The organism is Aeromonas sp. TW 6 (assembly GCF_013168745.1).
Taxonomy (GTDB): domain Bacteria; phylum Pseudomonadota; class Gammaproteobacteria; order Enterobacterales; family Aeromonadaceae; genus Aeromonas; species Aeromonas caviae.
This window is the reverse complement of sequence record NZ_JABERS010000026.1, coordinates 35,717-56,559: the sequence shown is the minus strand read 5'-3', so window position 1 is coordinate 56,559 and position 20,843 is coordinate 35,717. Positions and strand designations below refer to the sequence as shown.

The 20,843-nt window shown below is 57.3% G+C and carries 19 protein-coding genes, 3 pseudogenes and 1 riboswitch; of the genes and pseudogenes, 16 read left to right on the top strand and 6 right to left on the bottom strand.

The features are described from left to right. The coding region (locus HKD46_RS13800; protein WP_171865547.1) for an IS481-like element ISAs19 family transposase at window positions 1-959 on the top strand (959 nt) is incomplete at its 5' end. A gap of 72 nt (window positions 960-1,031) precedes the next feature. Here the strand turns inward: HKD46_RS13800 and HKD46_RS13795 are convergent. Then, window positions 1,032-2,669, bottom strand: coding sequence for a DUF4435 domain-containing protein (locus tag HKD46_RS13795; RefSeq protein WP_171865546.1), 1,638 nt, complete (start codon window positions 2,667-2,669; stop codon window positions 1,032-1,034). 143 nt (window positions 2,670-2,812) lie between these two features. Here HKD46_RS13795 and HKD46_RS13790 point away from each other — a divergent pair. The 7 genes and pseudogenes from HKD46_RS13790 to aqpZ all read left to right on the top strand — a co-directional run. Then, a pseudogene (locus HKD46_RS13790) lies at window positions 2,813-3,007 on the top strand (helix-turn-helix domain-containing protein); the annotation flags it as partial. Window positions 3,008-3,088: 81 nt separating this feature from the next. Further along, window positions 3,089-4,039 (top strand): transposase, encoded by a 951-nt coding sequence (locus HKD46_RS13785; protein WP_052816301.1) that lies wholly within the window; start codon window positions 3,089-3,091, stop codon window positions 4,037-4,039. A 768-nt stretch (window positions 4,040-4,807) separates the two neighbouring features. Then, window positions 4,808-5,074, top strand: a pseudogene (locus tag HKD46_RS13780) (alpha-amylase family glycosyl hydrolase); the annotation flags it as partial. Window positions 5,075-5,516: 442 nt separating this feature from the next. Further along, on the top strand, window positions 5,517-5,744 hold the full coding sequence (locus tag HKD46_RS13775; RefSeq protein WP_010673513.1) for a hypothetical protein: 228 nt from the start codon (window positions 5,517-5,519) through the stop codon (window positions 5,742-5,744). Between the two features lie 283 nt (window positions 5,745-6,027). After that, entirely contained in the window at window positions 6,028-6,936 is a 909-nt protein-coding gene (locus HKD46_RS13770) for a Gfo/Idh/MocA family protein (protein WP_171865545.1), read from the top strand. 234 nt (window positions 6,937-7,170) lie between these two features. Then, window positions 7,171-7,692, top strand: coding sequence for a crossover junction endodeoxyribonuclease RuvC (ruvC, locus tag HKD46_RS13765; RefSeq protein WP_171865544.1), 522 nt, complete (start codon window positions 7,171-7,173; stop codon window positions 7,690-7,692). A 300-nt stretch (window positions 7,693-7,992) separates the two neighbouring features. Then, complete coding sequence (gene aqpZ, locus HKD46_RS13760) at window positions 7,993-8,679, top strand: aquaporin Z (protein WP_010673516.1); 687 nt, start codon at window positions 7,993-7,995, stop codon at window positions 8,677-8,679. A gap of 105 nt (window positions 8,680-8,784) precedes the next feature. Here aqpZ and HKD46_RS13755 read toward each other — a convergent pair. After that, window positions 8,785-9,524 (bottom strand): annotated as a pseudogene (locus HKD46_RS13755) (lytic transglycosylase domain-containing protein). Window positions 9,525-9,866: 342 nt separating this feature from the next. On the opposite strand from HKD46_RS13755, the gene HKD46_RS13750 reads away from it, so the two are divergent. Further along, entirely contained in the window at window positions 9,867-10,307 is a 441-nt protein-coding gene (locus HKD46_RS13750) for a GNAT family N-acetyltransferase (protein ID WP_010673518.1), read from the top strand. 4 nt (window positions 10,308-10,311) lie between these two features. Here HKD46_RS13750 and HKD46_RS13745 read toward each other — a convergent pair whose 3' ends face one another. Beyond that, entirely contained in the window at window positions 10,312-10,854 is a 543-nt protein-coding gene (locus HKD46_RS13745) for a DUF1439 domain-containing protein (RefSeq protein WP_029313991.1), read from the bottom strand. A gap of 96 nt (window positions 10,855-10,950) precedes the next feature. Here HKD46_RS13745 and cls point away from each other — a divergent pair, with 96 nt between their 5' ends. Then, the gene (cls, locus tag HKD46_RS13740) at window positions 10,951-12,432 is read left to right on the top strand and encodes a cardiolipin synthase (RefSeq protein WP_010673520.1); all 1,482 of its coding nucleotides are present in this window, start codon (window positions 10,951-10,953) and stop codon (window positions 12,430-12,432) included. Window positions 12,433-12,541: 109 nt separating this feature from the next. Beyond that, a complete protein-coding gene (locus HKD46_RS13735) occupies window positions 12,542-13,807 on the top strand; it encodes a DUF945 family protein (protein WP_171865543.1) in 1,266 nt (421 codons plus the stop codon). 58 nt (window positions 13,808-13,865) lie between these two features. On the opposite strand, the gene purU is transcribed toward HKD46_RS13735, so the two are convergent. Beyond that, window positions 13,866-14,702: a formyltetrahydrofolate deformylase gene (gene purU / locus HKD46_RS13730; protein ID WP_029313992.1), complete on the bottom strand. Its 837-nt coding sequence runs from the start codon at window positions 14,700-14,702 to the stop codon at window positions 13,866-13,868. Window positions 14,703-14,908: 206 nt separating this feature from the next. Then, window positions 14,909-15,063: riboswitch (FMN riboswitch) on the top strand. A gap of 104 nt (window positions 15,064-15,167) precedes the next feature. Here purU and ribB point away from each other — a divergent pair. Then, a complete protein-coding gene (gene ribB, locus HKD46_RS13725; protein ID WP_134696651.1) occupies window positions 15,168-15,821 on the top strand; it encodes a 3,4-dihydroxy-2-butanone-4-phosphate synthase in 654 nt (217 codons plus the stop codon). 225 nt (window positions 15,822-16,046) lie between these two features. Further along, a complete protein-coding gene (locus HKD46_RS13720; RefSeq protein WP_010634682.1) occupies window positions 16,047-16,289 on the top strand; it encodes an Lpp/OprI family alanine-zipper lipoprotein in 243 nt (80 codons plus the stop codon). Between the two features lie 134 nt (window positions 16,290-16,423). On the opposite strand, the gene HKD46_RS13715 is transcribed toward HKD46_RS13720, so the two are convergent. Both HKD46_RS13715 and HKD46_RS13710 read right to left on the bottom strand, forming a co-directional pair. Further along, complete coding sequence (locus HKD46_RS13715; RefSeq protein ID WP_042878782.1) at window positions 16,424-17,272, bottom strand: tetratricopeptide repeat protein; 849 nt, start codon at window positions 17,270-17,272, stop codon at window positions 16,424-16,426. Continuing rightward, a complete protein-coding gene (locus HKD46_RS13710; protein WP_042878780.1) occupies window positions 17,269-17,991 on the bottom strand; it encodes a 4'-phosphopantetheinyl transferase superfamily protein in 723 nt (240 codons plus the stop codon). The genes HKD46_RS13715 and HKD46_RS13710 overlap by 4 nt, the downstream gene beginning before the upstream one ends. 277 nt (window positions 17,992-18,268) lie before the next feature. Between HKD46_RS13710 and HKD46_RS13705 the strand changes: the two genes are divergently transcribed. The 3 genes from HKD46_RS13705 (at window position 18,269) to HKD46_RS13695 (ending at window position 20,818) form a co-directional block, all read left to right on the top strand. After that, a complete protein-coding gene (locus HKD46_RS13705) occupies window positions 18,269-18,757 on the top strand; it encodes a C40 family peptidase (protein ID WP_010673526.1) in 489 nt (162 codons plus the stop codon). A 151-nt stretch (window positions 18,758-18,908) separates the two neighbouring features. After that, a complete protein-coding gene (gene rlmF / locus HKD46_RS13700) occupies window positions 18,909-19,856 on the top strand; it encodes a 23S rRNA (adenine(1618)-N(6))-methyltransferase RlmF (protein ID WP_029313997.1) in 948 nt (315 codons plus the stop codon). A 236-nt stretch (window positions 19,857-20,092) separates the two neighbouring features. After that, window positions 20,093-20,818 carry a MaoC family dehydratase gene (locus tag HKD46_RS13695; RefSeq protein WP_010673529.1) on the top strand — a complete coding sequence of 242 codons (726 nt, stop codon included), beginning with the start codon at window positions 20,093-20,095 and terminating at the stop codon, window positions 20,816-20,818. Window positions 20,819-20,843 lie beyond the last annotated feature (25 nt).

Genomic DNA, 20,843 nt, shown 5'->3' with positions numbered 1-20,843 from the left:
GCAAGCTCATCGGCTACAGCCGTCAGCAGTTCTACGAAATTCGCCGTAACTACCAGACCTATGGCGCCGAGGGATTGCTCGACAAATTGCCCGGGTGTAAAGGGGCTCATCCCAATCGGGTCGCTCCTGAGATTGAACAGGCCATCCTCGATTACTCCCTCACCAGACCAACTCATGGCCCGCTGCGGGTCGCCCAAGAACTGGCTCTGCAAGGCATCAATGTCAGTGCGGGTGGTGTGCGTGGCGTGTGGCAACGTCACGACTTGCTTTCCAAACACGACCGCTTGTTGCGCCTCGAGAAAACCCACCGGGAGCAGACCATTGAGCTCAATGACGAGCAGATTCGCCTGTTAGAACGCTTCAGCCCCGAGTTTCGCGAACGCCAGATTGAGGTCCACTACACCGGAGAACTGGTGGCGGTTGACACCTTCTTCGTCGGCGCGCTCAAGGGGGTTGGCAAGGTGTATCTGCAAACCGTGCTGGACTGCTACAGTCGCCATGCCTGGGGACGGCTCTACACCAGCAAGCTGCCGGTGACCTCGGTTCATGTGCTCAATGAAACGGTACTGCCGTTCTTCGAAGCCCATGAGGCTCGGGTCTATACCATCCTGTCAGATAACGGGCGCGAGTTCTGTGGGCGCCCAGACCATCATCCCTACGAGCTGTTTCTGCAACTGGAGGGAATTGAACACCGGACAACCAAGGTACGCAGGCCGCAGAGCAACGGTTTTATCGAGCGACTGCATCGCACACTGCTGGATGAACACTTCCGTATCAAGGGGAGAACGACCTGGTATGAGTCGGTAGAACAGATGCAGACAGACCTGGATAGCTACCTGGAACACTACAACACCCAGCGGCCACATCAGGGCAGGATGATGGAGGGTCAGACCCCCTACAGCATGTTCAAGAAGGGTCTGAAATTGATACCGAAGGAAGTGCGCACTAAAGTAGCGTAAACAAGACACCGGTTTGAGGCCGGTGTCAGGTGATAACTAGATCTGTACATTATTGTTTTCTTATATGTATTTTTAATGATTTTTTGTGGATTTTATTTTATCTGAAAAATTACCGAAATATGGCTTTAATGCATCTTTAATAACGGTGCCATTGCTGCTGTTAGCAATTCTTACAACAAGTTCTGCAAGTTCACCATTAGATAGCCCCAAATGTTTACTTATTTGTGTTGACAGTGACTTTCTGTTGTATATTCTCAGAATTAGCTCGTAATCATTATTTTCCACTGCGCTTGAGAATAGTGATTTATTTTCTGAATATATATCATCAATATTAATGCTTGATGTGAGACGTTTGAGTTCATCAATTATCCCCCCCTTTCCCTTTGCTTTTTCATTAAAGCAGTTAAGTCTGAATTTTATTTCATTGATGACTCGTAGTGATATTTGGGATTCAATCTCATCTCGTATGCTTTTTATTACGAATTTTTTTACTGAAATGACATCATCATTTTCTTCTCTAAGAAGTTGCTTGCTGGCAATTCTAATTACCTCAGGCACGCAGAATAAGTTTTCAACCTCTGCAACATTTAGTGTGTATATGTCTGAACGCTCTAATTCTTTTATTTCTATGTCGTTTCTTCTATCTCTATCAATTATGCCGAAAACAGTAAGTCTATGTATTTTTTTGTTAATCTTAAGAGATTTTACAATTTGAATAACCTGACTGCAGGAACCACATGGAATAACTAGGTAGTCACTAAGAATAGAACTGTAAAGTGATGAGTCATAGCTACCATTTTCCCCCTCAACAAATACAACAGGCTTTCTGCTTCCAAGTATCTGAATAAGTAAGTCTTCAGGTAAATCCTCCATTTGAGGAACAATCTGCCAATCCCAATTAATGCCATCAAATCCTTTTAGCCATATTTTTTTTGACTCTCGAAGTGAAATGGCAAAGTCGACATCATGAGTTAGATATATAAAAAGACAATCATTACGTAGATTTTCAATCTCCCGCCAAAGAGGAGCTTGGATCGATTTGTGTAAATGAATTTCAGGCTCATCAACGATGATTATTCCATCATTAGGAGCTGCCAGACATTGCCCAATAAGATAAAAAATGACTCGTTCACCATCACTCATTTCTGATGAACTGTATACAGAATCTTTGCTGCCCTTTACGCAAGTCTGAATCCTCAATCCACTTATAATTAGCTCTCTATGTGGAAGTATTTTTTCCCATGTATTTTTTACTAGATCAAGCTTTGTTATTGGTGGAGTTATTCTTGTTTGTGATTTTTTAGAGTCATCCAGATATTTAGTAGACTGTTCTGTATGCTCTGAAAATAAATATACCATTAATTTTTCGAAGTCATTGAGCGATGAAACCGCCGCACTTTTATTACTAGCCCCCCAGCGTCTGTACTCTTTGTACCATAGTGGCCCAGATGAATCGACATTCTGGCTGCCATATAGTAAGTCGCTTTCAGCTAAATTAATAGCAACTGGGGTTGTTGTATCTGGCATTGTTAATAGTTTTTGGGCGGATATTCTATGGACTTTTTCATTTTGTGGTGATTTTAGATCTATCCAAACTCCAAGCCTCGTTTTCCCTGAACCATTAGCACCTATAAATAGCATGCTCTGGTTTGATTCTATTTCAGTTTGATTCCCATTACTATCAGGCAATGTTATTTTAAATTTTTTCATACTCTTAAAAGCCTTAAATTTCTATTTATAAAAACTAAATAGCTGTTCCGAATAGTAGATCACCGGAGGAAGGGAACTCAGTCCAGTTTGTGCGATCTGATTAGTCGCTAAACAAAACAAGCCACACCCAAAGGACTGAGTTGATGCCTATCCTACCACCTCTGCCACGACCACAACGGCGCCGCATTCACAAAATCATCCATGCCACCCGTGATAAAGGACATGCTCGTCGCTTGATGGCCATCTTGCTGTTACATGAAGGACGCACGATCACCGATGTTCATCACCTTACCGGCGCTGCGCGCTCGACCATCGGTCGTTGGCTTCGGTGGTATCGGATGAAATCTGGGACACCCATCTTTTTGACAGCGGCGTAGCCCTGTACTTGGCTTGAGGTGTCACTGCCCAGGGGGTGAGCCATGACCATTGCCCGTTCACGTCAAATCAGTTTGCAGGATACGCCTTACTATCATGTGGTCAGTCGCTGTGTGCGGCGGGCGTTTCTGTGCGGGGAAGATGCCCACTCCGGCCAGAGTTACGAGCATCGGCGCCAGTGGGTAGTGGACAAGTTGGGCCAATTGTCGCGACTGTTTGCCATCGGTGTGTGTGCCTATGCGGTGATGAGCAATCACTATCACCTGGTGCTCAAGGTCGAGTCGGATAACGCTGCCAATTGGAGCGAGCGGGAGGTGGCCGAGCGTTGGGGGGCGCTATTCCAGTGGCCGCTGCTGGTACGACGCTGGTATCAGGGGGAATCCCTGATTGAGCCTGAACTCGCTGTGGTGCAACAACTGATAGGGCAGTGGCGGGAGCGGTTACATTCCATCAGCTGGTTTGTGCGGTTGCTCAACGAAAACCTGGCTCGGCAGGCCAATCGGGAAGATGGTTGCAAGGGCAATTTTTGGGAAGGGCGCTTCAAGAGCCAGGCCCTGCTCACCGAATCAGCCCTGCTGGCCTGCATGGCCTATGTTGATCTCAATCCGATACGGGCGGCGATTGCCGACCGGCCCGAGCAGAGCGATTACACCAGCCTCAAGCAGCGTCTCGATGGTGAGCAGTCCGCCGCCCCATTGCCTCCGTTGCTGTTGCCATTCGCGCACGAAGCGCGACCCGATAGCCTGCCATATACCTTTGCGGATTACCTGATGCTGGTGGACTGGACAGGTCGCGCCATCCGAGTGGACAAACGGGGCCATATCCCAGTTTGTCTTGCCCCCATCCTGGCGCGGCTGGGGTTAGACGAGGTGCGCTGGCTCAAGCAAGTGACGCTGTTTCGGCGCCAGGGTATCAGAGTGGTGGGTGACAAAGAGCATTGTCAGCAGTTTGCCTGGCACTGTGGCCAGCGACGGTGTCATCAACCATCCCTTTGAGTGATGAATATTTGTGTCATAACAACGTCCGGTATAGCGCCAGCTCATCACCGGTGTGATCGCATCTGAATTGGCGTCATCGATGCCAAGACATTCTTTTTAATCCCCCGAGTTTCACAAATGCCATCGCACATGCTGGATGACGAGTTGTGCTGGGCGCTTGATGAGGGCTTTCTCCAAAAGATGGCTGTCCTGATAAGGCGACACATAATTGGGACAGCGCCTTTCCAAAAGGTGGCTGTCGCAGATAAGAAGAGAAGGGTTAAGGAAGATGTACTATCGGCCCTTTGTTATCAGGCCGTTTTTTCACAACGCTACGACAACGTGGGTGTTGCTTGAGCAGGTGATTTTTGCATCAGTGAAACAGAGTGGGTGATATGGTTCCTCCAATGGAACAATCCGTACACAAAGATGGCTGTCCCAAATAAAAAGGGAGCTTATCTTGCTCGGTCCATGGAGAAGGGGGGAGATGACGACGTCCCTTGGAGATCTTTACGAGAGTCGGCAAATATGGGGATCCACCTTTGGCTCGCATGACCAAACCTGATGCCAAGGGGCGGGTTTGCCGATATCTCGAATGGGGGCAGTGTTGGCAATAAATAACAAGGGCGACCAGTTGGTCGCCCTTGTGTGATGGGCAGAAGCGCGGGCTCTGCCTATGAAGGTGACGGTTATTGCAAATCCGGGGGGGAATCTGGGACACCCACCTTTTTGACAGCGGCGTATCCCTGTACTTGGCTTGAGAGGTCACTGCCCAGGGGGTGAGCCATGACCATTGCCCGTTCACGTCAAATCAGTTTGCAGGATACGCCTTACTACCACGTGGTCAGTCGCTGTGTGCGGCGGGCGTTTCTGTGCGGGGAGGATGCCCATTCTGGCCAGAGTTACGAACATCGGCGTCAATGGGTGGTCGACAAGTTGGGCCAATTGTCGCGACTGTTTGCCATCGGTGTTTGTGCCTATGCGGTGATGAGCAACCACTATCACCTGGTGCTCAAGGTAGAGCCCGATACTGCTGCCAGCTGGAGCGAGCGAGCAAAAGATGGCTGTCCTGATAAGGCGCCATGAATTGGCGTCATCGATGCCAAGACATTCTCTTTAATCCCCCCGAGTTCCACAAATACCATCGCAAATGCTGGATGACGAGTTGTGCTGGGCGCTGGATGAGAGCTTTCTCTAAAAGATGGCTGTCTTGATAACTCTTTCTCCAAAAGATGGCTGTCCTGATAAGGCGGGTTGGGGAAAAGGGGCTATCGGCCCTTTGTTATCAGGCCGTTTTTTCACAACGCTGCGACACCGTGGGTGTTGCTTGAGCAGGTGATTTTTGCATCAGTGAAACAGAGTGGGTGATATGGTTCCTCCAATGGAACAATTCGTACACAAAGATGGCTGTCCCAAATGAAGAAAGGCTTTGTTATCTTGCTGGATACGTTGGCAAGGGCGAGTCACGTGGAACGTTCAAGTCAGGAGCAATCAGATGGCGATAACAACGCGATCCCGAAGAGAGAAGGTAGGCAGCGGGCTCGGGCTGGTGATGGGGCTCATCGCCTTTAACCTGATCGTGCCCCTGCTTCCGGTTGCAACAGAGATGTCGGATATGACCCGGATGATAGGTGCCATGGTCAGCGCCATGCTTTGCGCCGAGCTGGGCGCCAGGATTGGCAAGTGGCGGGATGCCAAAGAGCAGGCCGGATCGGCAGAGTAACTCGACGTGAGAAGAGTGCCAATCGCCCGAGTGCGGCGGTGTGTGCGGGTGTAACAGGCAGGGCGACAGTTGTCGCCCTGCCTGTTTTGCTATCGCGGTTTGCCGCTCAAGCGCCGCGCCACCGGGGGGCGCTTCGATGGAGGAAGGTGGCCAGGGTGTCGCGGGGCGATGCCGCATTGCATCAGAAGGCGTCTGGAGCGAGATGGCGCCAAGGCTGGATCTGCGAGGGAAATCCTGAGATCGTGCAGGCAGTTATCTGGTTATCCCCTTGAGAGGAGTGCCCATGCGCATTGCCCTGATTGGCCTTGGCGATATCGCCCGGAAGGCCTATCTGCCGCTGCTGGCAAACGACGAGCGAGTCACCCCGCTGCTCTGTACCCGGAGTCCCTCGGTGCTCGGCAAACTGGCGCGCCAGTACCGGATTGGCGAGTGTTTTACCGAGGTCGATGCGCTGCTGGCGAGCCGACCTGATGCGGTGATGATCCACGCTGCCACCGCCGTGCACGGCAAACTGGCGGAGCTGTGCCTGCGTGCCGGCATTCCCACCTTTGTGGACAAGCCGCTGTGTGACAACGCAGGAGAGGTGGAGGCGCTCGCCAATCTCGCCATCGTCAGAGACTGCCCGCTGTTTGTGGGCTTCAACCGTCGCTATCTGCCCGCCATGGCCGCCGCACGCGGCCAGCCGCTGACCGAGCTCCATTGGCAAAAGCACAGGCACGCCCTGCCGGGGGCGCCTCGCCAGTTCCTGTTCGACGACTGTATCCATGTGCTCGACAGCCTCTGCTGTTATGGCGGCGAGCCGGACGGGGAGCTGCATGCGGTGCTGCGACGCAGCAGTGAGCAGCCCGAGTTGCTGGCCGGGGTGAGCGTCGCCTGGCAGAGCGGGCAGATGGCGGTGAGCGGCAGCATGAATCGCAGCGCCGGCATGACCGAGGAGCGCATCGATGCCTATGGCGACAACCTCACTCTGCATATCGAGAACTGCACTCGTGGCCTGCTTGCGCGAGACAACACAGTGCAGACTCTGGCTCCGGGCGACTGGCAGCCCGTGCTGGCGAGCCGAGGCTTTGTCGCCATGCTCGAGCACTGGTATGGGCAGATTGACGCCGGGCGGGCAGACGGGGCGCTGGTCGAGAGCTACCTGCAAAGCCATCGGCTGGCGGAGCGCCTCGTCGCCCTGGCAAAGGGATGACCCGGAGGCAAGGGGCTGGGTGACGCCGGCAGGCATCACTGGCCAGAGAAGCGGCAGAGCACTGTATGAGATGGTGGCTCCTTGCGCAGTCAGCCGGGAAAGGTGCCAGCGAGCGAGCCAAGCGAAGGCGGGTTTGTTATCTTGGCGGCCATCAAGAGCTGCAGGGCAAGAGATCGCAATGAAGAAGGTGTCGAAGATGAGATGGCTGACCGCAGTGGGCGGGGTATTCCGTTCATGAGCATCATTCTGGGGATCGATCCCGGTTCGCGCATCACCGGTTACGGGGTCATTCGCATCGTCGCGGGCAAGGCGGAATATCTGGGATCGGGCTGCATCCGCACCGATCTGGGGGAGCTGCCGTCTCGCCTGAAGCAGGTCTATGACGGGGTGAGCGAGATCATCACCCAGTTCAAGCCGGACGAGTTCGTCATCGAGCGGGTCTTCATGGCGCGCAACGCGGACTCGGCCCTGAAGCTCGGCCAGGCCCGTGGCAGCGCCATCGTCGCGGCGGTCAACGCCCTGCTGCCGGTGAGCGAGTACTCGGCCACCCAGATCAAGCAGGCAGTGGTGGGCACCGGTGGCGCCGCCAAGGAGCAGGTGCAGCACATGGTGACCCATCTGCTCAAGCTCTCTGCCCCCCCCCAGGCGGATGCGGCGGATGCCCTCGGGGTGGCGCTCTGCCACTTCCACACCCGTCAGAGCCTCATTCGCATGGCCGGGCGGGCCAGCGGATCGGTGCGCGGCCGTTATCGCTGATCCCTGGAGGAGGGCTACCCGGTGTTGGCAGGGGAGCGCTGGGTGCCGGAGCTGCTGGCAAAATCGCTGGTAGGGTCACAATCTGTCGCGTCCCTCCATAGGACTCCCGTGGAGAAGCGCACCGGGCGGGGGAATATCTTTCTACTTTATCAATAACTTGTGACCTTCATCACATATCCGCGATGAGCCGGGTCGGTTTCGTCTTGCTCCGCCACACTCCCATAATATGGCGCCTGTTCAATAACAGTGTCCGTATGAGCCTTTCTGGCTCTCGTATTAATCATCATGGGAGAGACAAGAGTGAAACCTTTTGCTGCTGAATTTATGGGAACCTTCTGGCTGGTACTGGGAGGCTGCGGGAGCGCCGTGCTGGCTGCCGCCTTCCCCAATGTGGGGATCGGCCTGCTGGGCGTCGCCCTGGCGTTCGGTCTGACCGTGCTGACCATGGCCTATGCCATCGGTCATATCTCGGGTTGCCACCTGAACCCGGCCGTGACCGTCGGGCTCTGGGCCGGTGGCCGCTTCCCGGCCTCCAACGTGCTGCCCTACATCGTGGCCCAGGTGCTTGGCGGGATCGTGGCAGGTGGCGTGCTCTATGTCATTGCCAGCGGACAGGCAGGTTTTGATGTGAGCGCCGGCTTTGCTTCCAACGGCTATGGCGAGCATTCCCCCGGTGGTTACAGCCTGCTGGCCGCACTGGTGTGTGAAGTGGTGATGACCGGTTTCTTCCTGTTTGTCATCATGGGGGCCACCGACAGCCGTGCGCCGGCCGGGTTTGCTCCCATCGCCATCGGTCTGTGCCTGACCCTCATCCACCTCATCAGCATTCCGGTGACCAACACCTCGGTCAACCCGGCGCGCAGCACTGGCGTGGCGCTTTTTGTCGGTGACTGGGCCGTGGGCCAGCTCTGGCTGTTCTGGGTTGCCCCCATTGTCGGTGCCATTCTGGGTGCATTGGCCTATCGTGTGATCGCCACGAAAGAGTGATGTGTTGCTAGTTAACGTGTGGTATCGACACGCCCCCGGGCGTGTTTTTTTATGCCTGAAGGAATACCGGGCAGGGCGCCATGCTGACGATAGGGTGCGGCATGATCACAGTCCCTTGGCGCTCAGCATCTCTTTGTAGCGCTGATGCAGCAGCTTGACCCGTTCCACATAGGCCCGGGTTTCGGCCAATGAGGGATGCCGCCGTGTTTTTGCACCGCACCGGCGCCTGCATTGTAGGCGGCGGTGGCCAGGGCCACATTGCCGTCATACTGCTTGAGCAGACCCGCCAGGTATTTCACCCCGCCAAAGATGTTCTGCTCCGCCAGCAGGGCGTTGCCGACCCCGAGCTCGCGCGCCGTGGCGGGCATCAGCTGGGTCAGTCCCATGGCGCCCTTGCGGGAGACGGCCAGGGGATTGAAGGCGGACTCGGCATGGATCAGCGCCCGGATGAGGGCAGGCTCGACCTGATAAGCCTTGGCTGCCGCCTGTATGGTGCTGGCGTAGTCATAGAGGAAGAGGCCTGTCGTGTGCCAGTTGACCTTGGACGCCGGATCGCAGGCATAGCAGTCGTTGAACAGCAGCAGTTCGTAGTGACCCTGCTCCGGCATCATGTCGGAATAGCGTATGACCCCGTTCTTTTGTACCGACTTGTAGACCTGGATCTGACGGCTTGCAGGCTTAGCGGGTTCAGGGGAGGGGAGCGGCGCCGTGGTGAGTGCCACGGTACGCGGCGTGGGAACCGGGGAGGAGACAGCCGTCTCCGGGGTCAGGATCACCACCTCTGCCGGTGGCGGTATCTGAGCCGGGGCTGCGTGGGAAAACAGCGGCATCATGCCCAGCAACATCCATGCTTTCAACGGCTTGCTCCTTAAGCCTCGTTAGCCACGTTGAGTAAAGCATTCGGGATGGCGCAGAACAAGTGCCCGTGAACAGGGGAGGCTGGAAATGTGATGGCAGAGGGACGTCCCACCTGTGTGCTCACTCAGGACAAGGGGCGCGGCTCATGGCGTCAAGGGACGCATGATCGCAACCTCGTCTTTTCCATCTAGTTATTGGCTTTTTTGTAAGTTAAAGGCGTGTTATCTTGCTGTTGCTCCACTCTGGTCAGATCTCTTCGTGGAGCCAGAGAGCGAGCAGGAGGGGGCCGGTATGGCCAGAGCGAAATGGGCATGACAAGCAGGCGAGCGATGGAGCTCAGATTCGAAGAGTACTGTGATGCGGATCTTTCCCTCATCAGAGACTATTACGAGACGACGTTTTCCCACTATGTGCCGGATTTGGCAGAACGGATTTTTGTGGTTCGTGATGCACACTGGCTGGTGGGGGCGGTGCGCCTGCGCGATGAACAGGATTACTACCACTTGTGCGGCTTTCGTCTGCTCCCTCACTACCAGTCCCTGGGGCTGGGATCCCGCCTGCTGCAGCATGCCTGCCGCGATCTTTCCGACAAGCCCGTGATCTGTCACGCCCTGCCGTTCGAGAAACCCTTCTACCTCAAGGCGGGATTTGACCACCTTCCCCTGCATGAACTCGACGGGCCCCTCCACTCTCTCTATCACCAGCAGCACGAACAGGGTTACCAGATCGAGCTGCTGGTGCGTCAGGCGAAGGCGCCTGTTTTCAACTGACGTCTTATTGGGGTTTGGTCAGCAGGTGGATCTTGCCTGGTGACAGCTCCAGCCCCAGCAGATTTTCCTTGAGCCAGGCCTGATTGGGATCTTTGTCATCCAGCTTGTAGACAGGCTGGGTCTCCAGCCGTTTCTCCATGCTCTGCAGCAGCATCCTCAGCATGAAACCAAACTTCTGTTCCGCCGCGGCAGGCTCCAGCTTGTAATCGATGAGCTTCATGTTGTCGAGGAAGAGCGCACTCCTGGCCTTGTCGTAGCGGGGCCTCGCCTCATAGGTCATGTTGAGGCGCGCGTCGTACTCGGTCTGATCCGGGAGCGCGATTTTCAGCTTGCCTTTGCCAAACACCCTGGCGGTATCCGGGCTCTGGCGACCAATCTGCACATCGCTCTGCTCGAGTTGCACATGGGCCTTGATGATGCCGGGCAATTCCAGCTGTTTGTCCACTTGCACCTGGGACTGCAGGTACTGATTTATCTGCTGCTCATTGATGTCATATGAGCCTTGACCTAGCATGGCCAGACTCAGCAGCATAGATTGCAGGATCATGCTAACGACCTGATAGAATGGGTGTGCCCCATAGCATACCATCCCGACCCTGTGGGGTCTGCCCGTGCCATCTGTCCAATACACCAAGGAGTCGCCTTGCTCGACGGTCTGGAATACGACATTCAGTTGCTGTTTTCCCGCTTTCTCGGCTGGTTGTTGCTGTTGTTTCACACCGTGATCGTGGCTGGGATCTCCCTGCGGGTGGTGATGAAGCGACGTCCCATCGGGGTATCCCTCGCCTGGTTGGCCCTCATCTATGCCATCCCCTTCGCCGGGGTCGGTTTCTACGTGCTGTTTGGCGAGATACGCCTCGGTCGCAAGCGGGCGGAGCGGGCCCAGGCCATGTACCGTCCTTACGCCATCTGGATCCGCCAGCTCGCGCGCCTCTTCCCCCAGCACTGCTGCGAGGTGGGAAGCAAGGCACGCCCGCTCCACGATCTGATCCAGGGGCGCTTGGCCATGCCCATGCTCTCGGGCAACCGGATGACCCTGCTGCACAAGCCCAAGAGCATCGTAGAGGAGATAGTGCGCGACATCCGGGGCTCCTCCCAATCCTGTTATCTGGAGTTCTACATCTGGCACCCCGGCGGGGATGTGGACGAGGTGTGCGAGGCGTTGATGGAGGTGGCGGCACGCGGCGTGGATTGTCGTGTCTTGCTCGACTCCATCGGCAGCAAGACCTTCTTCCGCTCCTCCTGGCCCAAAACCTTGCGCGCCGCCGGCGTTAAAGTCGTGGAAGTGTTGCCGGTCGGCGCCTGGCGCATCCCGTTTCAGCGCCAGGACTTGCGCATGCACCGCAAGCTGGTGGTGATCGATGACAAGGTTGGTTACACCGGCTCCATGAACATGGTGGATCCCCGTTTCTTCAAGCAGGATGCCGGGGTCGGCCAGTGGGTCGACATCATGATCCGGGTGCAGGGCCCCGTGGTGCCGTTGATGTGGTCCACCTTCGTCTGGGACTGGGAGATGGAGACCGGCGAACGGCTGCTCGACAGTCTGCAACATGAGCCGGAAGCCTGGCCACAGACCAACTATCGGGCCCAGCTCATTCCCTCCGGCCCCTTCGTCGGTGGTGACTGTATCCAGCAGAGCCTGCTGCTCGCCATCTACCAGGCTCGTCACCATCTGGTGCTGACCACCCCCTATTTCGTGCCGGACGATCCGCTGGCTGCGGCCCTCTCTTCGGCGGCGGCCCGCGGCGTGCTGGTGCAACTGGTGCTGCCTGCGCGCAACGACTCCCTGATGGCGAACCACGCCAGCAACTCCTTCATGGAGGATCTGCTGGCGGCAGGAGTGGAGATATATCGCTATGATGCCGGGCTGCTGCACACCAAGAGCGTGCTGGTGGACGATGATTTCGCTCTGGTGGGCACGGTCAACCTCGACCGGCGCAGTCTCTGGCTCAATTTCGAGATCACCCTGCTCATCGACAACCCGGTGTTTGTCGCCGAGATGAACCAGCTGGTGCAGGGCTACATGCTGGAGGCTACCCCCATGTCACTGACCAGGTGGCGTGCCCGCCCCTGGTACAAAAAATTGCTTGAGAACATCTTCTACCTGTTCAGCCCCCTGCTGTGACAGCCAGAGCGTGGACCCCAAGCCGTTGTCTGGCTTGTGTTGATGCCCATCCTCCCCGTAGAGTGCGCCCATGCACCCGCCATTGAACTATTGTGGAGAAACAGAACTGATGAAGAAAAAAGTGGCCTTGGCCGTCGGAGCCGTGTTGGTGGTGGGAGGGCTTGGCGCCTGCTGGTACACGGGCAATACGTTCGACCGGATCCTGGCCGAGCAGATCGCCAGGGCGCAGCAGGAGAGCGGGATCGAAGTCACCTGGAGCCCAGAGACGGAGAATCTGTTTACCCGCGACGGCGTACTCAAGGTGGTGGTGCCGCCCCAGACGCTGGCGAGTTTTGATCCCCAACTGGCGGGGAGCGAGGCCATCGAGATGCAGTTCGCGTTCAACAGCCGCATGCTGCCGCTCTATATCAAGAGCCACCTCTTGCTGGACACCGCAGAGGGCTCCCTCGCACCTGTCTTCACGGCCCTCGGCATGGAGAAATGGCAGCTGGGGGCGGAGTCGGCCAGCAGCCTCTGGACCATGAGCAACAGCTCCCGATTCTGGGCCAGCGACTTCAAGGTCAAGGAGGGGCTCAACGAATTCAATTTCCTGCCCCTGAACGGCGACTACCGCGGCGATCTCGACGGCAATGGTCATCTGACCGCCCACTGGCTGGGCATGACGGTGCACGATGCGCAGAGCAAGACGGATCTGGCCCTGGCCGATCTCAAGGGCAGCGCCGACATGGCGGAGATTAGCGGCCTCTGGCTCTCGCCCCGCAGCGATGCGACCCTCTCCGCCCTCTCCCTGACACAAGGGGATCTCAAGGTCTCCCTGCAGGGGATGACCACCGCCACCCAGCTGGCGGGGGATGATGTCCAGACACTCTCCACCCGTTATCAGATGAAGGTGGCGTCTCTCAATCTGGAAAACGAGGAGGACAGCCTGGCGCTGACCGAGGGCAACCTGGATCTGGCGCTCAACGGGCTGGATCTGGAGGGGTACCAGCGGCTGCAGGAGGCCAGCAGCCAGCGGGTGGACGAAGCCGCCATCCAGGAGGCGCTGGACAAGATGCTCCAGAGAGGGGCCACACTGGAACTGGCGGATCTGAGTGCGCGATTGAACGGTGAGCTTGTCAGCCTGCAAGGGGAGGCCAAGCTGGCGCCCACCACCCTGGCACAGTTGATGGGCAGCGAGGAGGGGATGCAGGCACTCTCCGGTCTGCTGCATGCCCACCTTGGGGAGAAACTGGGCCAGGCCGTACCCCAGTTGGCCCCCATGCTGGAGCAATTCACTGCCATGGGATATCTGAAGGCGCAGGAGTCACAGCTTCAGGCCGAGCTCAAGCTCGACAAAGGGGCCGTGACCGTCAATGGTCTGCCGCTGCACCCGTGAGTGCCGCGCAATGAAAAAGGCTCCCTCGGGAGCCTTTTTTCTGGGGGCGCGCAGCCGCTTATTTGAACACGACGGTCTTGTTGCCGTAGACGAAGACCCGCTCGTTCAGCACCAGTTCCAGCGCCCGGCTCAGCACGGATTTCTCCACGTCGCGTCCGGCCTTGGCCATGTCATCGGCACTGAAGGTGTGATCGACGTGGATCACGTCCTGCTCGACGATGGGGCCTTCATCCAGATCGTCGGTGACGAAGTGGGCGGTGGCACCAATCAGCTTGACCCCGCGGTCGAAGGCCTGACGATAGGGGCGGGCGCCGATGAAGGCAGGCAGGAAGGAGTGGTGGATATTGATGATCTTGCGCGGATAGGCTTCCACGAAGCTTGGGGTCAGCACACGCATGTATTTGGCCAGGATGACGTAATCCGGCTGGTAGCCATCGATGAGCGTGCGCACTTGCTCCTCATGCTCGGTGCGGCTGAGATCCTCGTGGCTCACGCAGTGGAAGGGGATGTCGAACTTGCCGGTCAGCTCGGCGAGGGTGTCGTAGTTGCCGATGACAGCGACGATGTCCATGTCCAGGGCGCCGGCATAGTTTTTCATCAGGATGTCGCCGAGGCAGTGAGTCTCCTTGGTCACCAGGATGACGATGCGCTTCTTGCCCGCCTTGACGAGGCGACGTTGGGCGCCGGCAGGCAGGGCATCATCGAGGTCGGCCAGCAGGGTCTCGTCGTTGAAGCGCCCTTCCAGCTCGGTGCGCATGAAGAAGCGGCCGTTTTCGTGATCCACGAACTCGTCGTTCTTGTTGATGTTGAGCTGGTGCTTGTAGCAGATGTTGGTGATCTTGGCGATGAGACCCTTGGCGTCGGGGCAATCGGTCAGCAGTATTTTCTTTTCCATCTCTGTCATGATTCCGTTGGTGTTGTTGGCGCCCAGTCTGCGCGGGCAGCACGTTTTTTTGGCACTATGCCACAAACAAAATCAGAAAAGACAGCGTGCCGTGCATCGGCGTGACCGGCTGGCGGAGGCGGGCCGCCGAGGGCAAGCGTTTGTCGTTGATGGGTTTTGGACTGGCATCCTGCGGCGATTTTCTTTAGGCTGTCTGCGCTTATTCTCAGGGCGGGGTGAAATTCCCCACCGGCGGTATCCCGATATGACTCGGGGAGCCCGCGAGCGCCCGACCCGGTTTGACCGGGCGGGGTCAGCAGATCCGGTGAGATGCCGGAGCCGACGGTCACAGTCCGGATGAAAGAGGATAAGACAGATATTGCTGGCAAGCCCCCTGTGGGCCGGCCGCTGCATGCCTATCTCTGTCTACCTTTCCATGCCCTGATTCTGGTCCTTGTCTTTTTTAGGAGTCTTACCATGAATCAGTCTCTGCTCAGTGAATTCGGTGATCCCATTGCTCGCGTCGAGGCCGCGCTGGCCGCACTGCGTGCCGGCCAGGGTGTGCTGGTGGCCGACGATGAAGATCGTGAGAATGAGGGTGACCTCATCTTCGCCGCAGAATCCATGACCAATGAACAGATGGCCATGATGATCCGCGAGTGTTCCGGCATCGTCTGCCTCTGCCTGACCGACGAGCGGGTTCGCCAGCTCGAGCTGCCGATGATGGTGGAGGCCAACTCCAGCCACTACCAGACCGCCTTCACCGTGACCATCGAAGCGGCGCAGGGGGTGACCACCGGGGTGTCCGCCGCCGATCGCATCACCACCATACGTGCCGCCATCGCCGACGGGGCCAGACCGTCCGACCTGCATCGCCCCGGCCATGTCTTCCCGCTGCGTGCCCGTACCGGGGGCGTGCTGACCCGTCGCGGTCACACCGAAGCCACGGTCGATCTGATGCAGCTCGCCGGGCTCAAACCTTACGGCGTGCTGTGCGAGCTGACCAGGGAGGATGGCTCCATGGCCAGGTTGCCGGACCTGGTGGCCTTCGGTCGCCAGCACCGGATGCCGGTCCTGACCATCGAAGATCTGGTGCAATATCGTCAATTGCTGTCAGAACGTTCAGCCTGAGCCTCATACGAAATTGTAATAAGCCCAAATTTTGGTTACGCTTTGTGCGAACCTCATCCAGGGACACTCATTTTTGCTTAAAGTTTGTACGGAAAGTGTGCAACTAAAAAAAAATGAGGGTTTTAACGCATTTATCTGTGATGGGGCCTATCCAAAGTATGATTTTTTTGTGCCATAATCACGCCGCTTGCTAAACGTCTGGCGAGTTAAAGGGAGCTTTTAAAAATGAAAAAAATGTTGTTGGTAGGTGTTGTTGGTCTGTCCGCTCTGCTGGGCGGTTGTGCAAACACCAGCGAACTGGAAACTTCCGTTCAGAATCTGTCTAACAAAGTTGACCAACTGGCTCAAGATGTTAGCGCTGTTCGTGCTGATCAGTCCAAGATCGCTGCTGATGTTGCAGAAGCCAAGCAAGAAGCTATGCGTGCTAACCAGCGCATCGACAACATGGCTACTTCCTACAAGAAGTAATCCATGCGAAAAAATGGCGCATTTTAATGCGCCATTTTTTTTTGCCTGAAATCTGGCAATTCTCCGAGTTTGACTCCCGCCTGAACAAGGCAATGCCGACCGATCGGCATTCCCCGTCCTGAATATCTCTTCGATCAATAAAGCAGGCTGTAGAGCTTGCGGCGGTAATTCTGCGCTGCCGGATGTGCGCCCATGGTGGCCAGCACATCGAGATAGATCTTCTTGGCATCTCCAAAGGCCAGATCCCGCTTGAGAATGGTGAACAGCAAGGCCAGAGCCTCTTCCTGTCGACCGACCTGGCTGTAGAGTACCGCCAGCTCCTGGGCGAGGGCGTCATCTGCCGGCTGTTCGGCGTGACGCAGCTCCAGGGCGCGCAGTTCAGGGCTGTCACTGGCCTGCAGCGCCAGCGAGAGGCGAGAGCTCAGGGTCTGATAGTGATCGTCCTGTGCCACCATGGGGATGGCGGCGAGCAGGGCTTGCGCCTCGTCCAGCAGGTTCAGATCCAGGGCCGCCTGTGCCAGCCAGAGGCTGATGTCGTGACGCTCGGCGGCGAGGCGATGGGCCTTGCTCAGGTGGGCGTGCGCCACATCGGCCTGCTCTGCGGCCAGTGCCTGCTTGGCCTGCTCCAGCAGCAGCTCTTCTTCCTTGGGGGCGAAAGCAGCGAAATACTGGCGCAGGGTCGCTTCATCCTGCGGGCCTTCCAGGATGGCCTGCTCGTCCGGACGACCCTGATGGAACAGCACCAGGGCGGGTAACGCGCGCAGGGCCAGCTGGCTCGCCAGCGGCTGCAGCTGGGGATCGTTCATATCGACTTTGGCCAAGGTGACGCCAGGATTGGCCTGACCAACCAGGGCTTCCACCAGGGGGGTCATGGCCTGACACTCCGGCATCTGCGGGGCGTGGAAGTAGATGACGACCGGCTTTTTCAGGGATGCATCGATCAGTTCGGCGTGAAAATTCTGGGGAGTGATGTCGACGATCATGAGGCTGACTCTCGGAAAATGGTGTGGATCAACATGGGGTCCAGCGGAGTGGATTTCAAGCTCCCGTCCAGCAGATAGGCATCGACCTGGCGGGTCGGGGCGGCGAGGCTGAGCCATCCTCTGCCAATGGGCCAATCGCTCACTTCATAGATGCGGGTATCGAGCAGGTTCTCCAGCCGCCACCCTTGCTCCGGCAAGAAGCAGACCTTCTCCAGCCCGGCGGCGATGCCGGCGCCGTGGGCCTTGAGCACCGCCTCCTTGCGCGACCACAGCCGATAGAAGGCCGAGTCCTGCTCCTGCACTGGCAGGGTGCGCAGCCACAGGTATTCCCCGGGGGCATAGAAACGCTCTGCCAGGGGCAGTATGGGGCGGCGGCGCAGGCCCATTTCGATATCCACGCCGAGGGGACCCTCCCGACAGAGGGCGAGCACCAACCAGTCACCGCTGTGGCTGAGGTTGAACTGCCAGTGGTGGTTGCACAGCATCGGCTTGCCATGCTCGCCGATGTGAAAGGCCAGAGAGCCGGCAGGGCAGTGGAGGCGTTCGGCCAGCAGGCGGCGAAGCAACACGCGTCCCAGCAGATACTCGCGCTGGCGGCCGGGTTGGCGGATCTCGTGCCAGTGGCGGTATTCCTCCGGGGAGAGCCCGGATGACAGCCCGATCAGCTGTTCAGTATCGACGAGCGCGGTATTTAACAAATAGAGATCCGCAGAAAGCATAATATTTCACTTAAAAATGGGGTCGAAGTAGCGATAACAATCCGTTTGGAGAGGCCGAAACCGATGCTTTCAAGATTGTATATTGTTTGGCCATGATCACATAAATTGCGCTAAACAGAGCATTTCCTTGCAAAAATGTGAGTTCGATTGGGATTTTCGCTTGCCTCGATAGAATTCTTGGATATAGTCGGGTGCTGTTGCCTTATAAATTGCCCTGTCGGGCTGCATTTTAACAAGTTTCACTCTTTTTTGCGGGGATAAAGGATTGCGCCACCTGATGCTACTGCTGGTCGCGCTCGGAATGGTAGGTTGTGCTTCGGCACCCCAACCCGAGGTCGCGAGCAAGATCGAGGTTTCCATGATGGAACCCGTGATTGAACCCGAAGTTTCGCCTACCCCGGATGTCAACGAAATCCTGACCGTATACAAAGAGTGGCGTGGTACCCCCTATCGTTATGGCGGTACCACAGAACGAGGTATCGATTGCTCGGCGTTTACCCGTGAAGTGTTCCGCAATGCCATCGGCATCGAATTGCCCCGCGATACCCGCTCCCAGGTCCACGAAGGCTCTCGCGTCTCCAAGCAGGATCTGGTCGAGGGGGACCTGGTCTTCTTCAAGATCAACCCGCGTCTGAACCATGTCGGCATCTATGTCGGCAACGGTGAATTCATCCATGTCTCCTTCCGTGCCGGCGTCACGCGCTCCAAGCTCGACAATGTGTATTGGCGCAACAAGTTCTGGCAGGCACGCCGGATCGATATCTGAGTCAGGCTGGACAAACGGCTCGCAGTACGGACTGTTTTTCCAACCTCACTTGAACCGGACCCTCAGGGTCCGGTTTTTTTATGGCCCTCTTTTAGACTTTCCCTGGCCGACTCTCTATAGTGTGGCCCCCTTGATCCTCGGCAGGTCCAGCATGACACCCCAGCAGAAAACCGGATTGCACCCGCGCAATCGCCATCAGGCCCCCTACGACTTTGACGCGCTCTGCCTGCGTACCCCGGCGCTGTCGCCTTTCGTGTTCGTCAACGAGCACGGCACCCGGACCCTGGATTTCGCCGATCCGGCCGCCGTCAAGGCGCTCAACCGGGCGCTGCTGGCGCTGCACTATGGCATCGAACACTGGGATCTGCCGCCTGGCTACCTCTGCCCGCCCATCCCGGGGCGGGTCGATTATCTGCACCGCGTCGCGGATCTGCTGGCGGAGAGCGCGGGATGCGTACCGACGGGCAAGCAGGTTCGAGTGCTGGATGTCGGTGTCGGGGCCAACTGCATCTATCCCTTGCTGGGCGCCCGGGAGTATGGCTGGCGCTTCGTGGGCTCAGACATCGATCCTGTGTCGGTGAAGGCGGCAACCCTGCTGGCCACCAGCAATGGATTGGGCAACCAGATCACATGCCGTCATCAGGGTAACCCCAAGCATGTCTTTCGCGGGATCCTGGGGCCGAAGGAGCACTTTGCCCTGACTCTGTGCAACCCGCCGTTTCATGCTTCTCTGGCGGAAGCGAGCAAGGGGACGGAGCGCAAGCTGCGCAACCTGGGCAAGGGCCAGGCAGTGGCCGGGGCGCCCGTGCTCAATTTCGGCGGTCAGAAGGCTGAGCTCTGGTGCGAGGGGGGCGAGGCGGCGTTTCTGGCGGCCATGATAGAGCAGAGCAAGGAGTTTGCCAGCCAATGCCTCTGGTTCAGCTCGCTGGTGTCGAAAAAGGAAAATCTGCCTGCCGCACGAAAGGCGCTGGCTCGGGTGGGGGCGCGGGAGGTTCGCGTGCTCGACATGGCGCAAGGCAACAAGGTGAGCCGGATCCTCGCCTGGAGTTTCCTGGACGATGAGCAGCGCAAGAGCTGGTGGACCGCCCAGGGGAGATGATCGAGGACGGGGCTCAGTGGCGACACGGGCCCCGTCTCTTTTTCAGCTCAGATGTTGATTCGTTTGCAGCCTTACATTCAATCGTTTTCCTGCCCGTGTTTGCTCGCATGTTAGTGACCACTTTCGCGCCTGGTACAGGTGTACGCCGAGATTTTTTTGTACTTGCTGATGAAACTTTCATAAAATAGGACTGGTTAGACCTCTTTACAGGCTTTGAATCGAATAGGGATCGGTAAATGAAAGTTGTCGATTTTCTGAAGCACAAGCGCGAAATTCTGGCGCAACACCCCTTTGAGCTCAAGGATTGGCTCTCTCCGGCGATCCGCGACTACTGGCGTGAGTTTCAGCAAAAGGCACACCTTCACCCCTTGCTGGGAAGAGTGCTGGATCTGCAGGGGGAGTCCCAGGATGCCCGCCAGCAAGAGGCTGCCAGAGTCACCCAGGTAGCGAATGGCCAGCCTGCCCTGGCGCAGGATCCCGTGGTGGAGCTCGAAGGCGAAGCGGCGGCACTCTATGCCGAGTTGCAGACCCGCATCGGTGAAGAGACCCATGTGGGCGAGTGGTTGCAGGTCACCCAGGCGTTGATCAACCAGTTCGCGACCGTGACCGGCGATCATCAGTGGATCCACACCGATCCCGAGCGTGCGGCAGCCGAGTCTCCTTTCAAGACCACCATTGCCCACGGCTTCCTGACTCTGGCCCTGCTGCCCCAGTTGACCGGTTCGGTGGACGAGAGCACGCCGGAGTTCCCGACAGCTCGCATGGTGGTGAATTTCGGCCTGGAGCAGGTCCGCTTCCCTTACCCCATCAAGGTGGACAGCAATATCCGCGCCCGTACCAAGCTGTCGCGTGTCACGCCCATCAAGGGGGGCATCGAGCTCCTCAAGGAAATCAAGATAGAGATCGAGGGGATCCGCCGCCCTGGCTGCGTCATCGAGTCGGTCACCCGGATCTATTTCTGACGCGCTCGTCTTGCGTCCATGAACA

Coding starts and splice junctions, on each gene's coding strand:
- HKD46_RS13795 (WP_171865546.1), bottom strand. CDS start 2,669: ATGAAAAAATTTAAAATAACATTGCCTGATAGTAATGGGAATCAAACT.
- HKD46_RS13785 (WP_052816301.1), top strand. CDS start 3,089: ATGACCATTGCCCGTTCACGTCAAATCAGTTTGCAGGATACGCCTTAC.
- HKD46_RS13775 (WP_010673513.1), top strand. CDS start 5,517: ATGGCGATAACAACGCGATCCCGAAGAGAGAAGGTAGGCAGCGGGCTC.
- HKD46_RS13770 (WP_171865545.1), top strand. CDS start 6,028: ATGCGCATTGCCCTGATTGGCCTTGGCGATATCGCCCGGAAGGCCTAT.
- ruvC (WP_171865544.1), top strand. CDS start 7,171: ATGAGCATCATTCTGGGGATCGATCCCGGTTCGCGCATCACCGGTTAC.
- HKD46_RS13750 (WP_010673518.1), top strand. CDS start 9,867: ATGGAGCTCAGATTCGAAGAGTACTGTGATGCGGATCTTTCCCTCATC.
- HKD46_RS13745 (WP_029313991.1), bottom strand. CDS start 10,854: ATGATCCTGCAATCTATGCTGCTGAGTCTGGCCATGCTAGGTCAAGGC.
- HKD46_RS13735 (WP_171865543.1), top strand. CDS start 12,542: ATGAAGAAAAAAGTGGCCTTGGCCGTCGGAGCCGTGTTGGTGGTGGGA.
- purU (WP_029313992.1), bottom strand. CDS start 14,702: ATGGAAAAGAAAATACTGCTGACCGATTGCCCCGACGCCAAGGGTCTC.
- ribB (WP_134696651.1), top strand. CDS start 15,168: ATGAATCAGTCTCTGCTCAGTGAATTCGGTGATCCCATTGCTCGCGTC.
- HKD46_RS13720 (WP_010634682.1), top strand. CDS start 16,047: ATGAAAAAAATGTTGTTGGTAGGTGTTGTTGGTCTGTCCGCTCTGCTG.
- HKD46_RS13715 (WP_042878782.1), bottom strand. CDS start 17,272: ATGATCGTCGACATCACTCCCCAGAATTTTCACGCCGAACTGATCGAT.
- HKD46_RS13710 (WP_042878780.1), bottom strand. CDS start 17,991: ATGCTTTCTGCGGATCTCTATTTGTTAAATACCGCGCTCGTCGATACT.
- HKD46_RS13705 (WP_010673526.1), top strand. CDS start 18,269: ATGCTACTGCTGGTCGCGCTCGGAATGGTAGGTTGTGCTTCGGCACCC.
- rlmF (WP_029313997.1), top strand. CDS start 18,909: ATGACACCCCAGCAGAAAACCGGATTGCACCCGCGCAATCGCCATCAG.
- HKD46_RS13695 (WP_010673529.1), top strand. CDS start 20,093: ATGAAAGTTGTCGATTTTCTGAAGCACAAGCGCGAAATTCTGGCGCAA.